General features: G+C 35.6%; 1 protein-coding gene. It reads right to left on the bottom strand.

All coding sequences use genetic code 11. From position 1 onward, the window contains the following. Positions 1-298: 298 nt before the first annotated feature. The gene (locus G603_RS0115685; RefSeq protein ID WP_026670819.1) at positions 299-1,192 is read right to left on the bottom strand and encodes a PD-(D/E)XK nuclease family transposase; all 894 of its coding nucleotides are present in this window, start codon (positions 1,190-1,192) and stop codon (positions 299-301) included. Positions 1,193-1,513 lie beyond the last annotated feature (321 nt).

The raw sequence follows: 1,513 nt of genomic DNA on the forward strand, positions 1-1,513 counted from the left end.
AAAAGAACGTAGTCATAAAGGTGAAGACCAGCGTCAAGAATTTTGAGAAGAACAAGAAGCTTCTTGAAAAGTCAGGCCTTCCTACGAACGCAACAATTAAGAGAGTAAAGAATAAGAAGTAAGATAAGTCCTCCTGTCATTATTTCGAATTAATGGCAGGAGGATTTTTATGCTGTTTTGGCTTAGTGACATATTAATAGGACGGCATTAGCAATAGAATAATCCCTATGACAGCGCTTTATTTGCGCAGCATAGGGATCATCAGTGCTTATAAGAAGCCTGAATATAAAAAAGCAGGTTATTTTGATTGCCTCTTTATATCATTCAGAGCCTTTTTTAACTCGGCAATTTCTGCATCTTTATCAGCGATAGTAGCATCTTTATTAGCGATAGTGGCATCTTTATCAGCGATAGTGGCATCTTTATCAGCAATTATGCTCTTATAATTATCCTCAGCGTCAGTATAGCCTGCAGTATACTGTGAAGCCATCATTTCTCTGTATCTGCGTTGCCCTTCGAGTAGTTCTTTTGTCTGGTTGTCGGTATTAAGTTCAAGGATCAAATCGCCCACCTCCTCCATGGCCGGGTTTCCGGCAGCAAGAGCCTTAAATTCTTCCCATGTAGTTGCCTTGAATATCTCGGCCCAGTATACAAGATTATTACTAACATCATTTTCGGTAGCTATCTGTGTTTGATTTAATGATAACACTTTTATTCCGAATTTTTTAGTATATGGAGTATGATTTTTTGTATTGAGCAAAAGATACTCTGAGTAGAATTCCGGCTCGCCGGGAATAAGATCCTGATCGGTAATACAGATGTGGGTTGTTGCTTTTAACTTGGAGTAGTCGTCGCCTTCTCCGATGCTGTCATATGCTCTGCATAGGTATAAGATTGACCGTTGTATCCAGTACTTATCGGTATAAACCTGAAGCTCTATGTTTAGAATTTCATTATTGTTTAGGATCAGCTTTAAGTCCATTACGGTTTCTTTTCCTATATTGTTGAGATCTATAGGATTCAAAACTATGATGTTCCTGACTTCTGTAGGAGATAAGCCCTTAAGTGAGCATACAAGGCCAAGAAGAGCATCTTTTGACTTCTGCATCACATAGTGAAATATGAGATCACTTTTTAGAGTGTATTCAATCACTCCGGTAGCATTTTTGTATGAAATTTTTTTATTTGACATTAAATAACTCCATTCTATATTGTATGTTGCAAAACTAATATCTTATACAGACATAGCTTTTGTTGAAAAAAGGTTTCCAGTTCTATAAACGCGTTTTATGAACAAGTGAAAAATCCGAAAGAATGAATATCAATCGGTGCATTAGAAATAATGTTTTATAAAAATAACATATCAGGAAATAAATTGCAAGCTATATTAATAGTTTATTTATTTTTTTTAACACTCAAGTAACTTGTAAAACTAAATTCCACCCCTTTAACACACGACATGGAACTTACTAATTCCAAACTCGGGTATGGAATTTACTAATTCTTATTGATA

This window comes from Butyrivibrio sp. AE3006 (assembly GCF_000424165.1).
Classification (GTDB): domain Bacteria; phylum Bacillota; class Clostridia; order Lachnospirales; family Lachnospiraceae; genus Butyrivibrio.

Excerpts from the sequence above, each read along its gene's own strand:
- G603_RS0115685 (WP_026670819.1), bottom strand. The coding sequence starts at position 1,192 with ATGTCAAATAAAAAAATTTCATACAAAAATGCTACCGGAGTGATTGAA.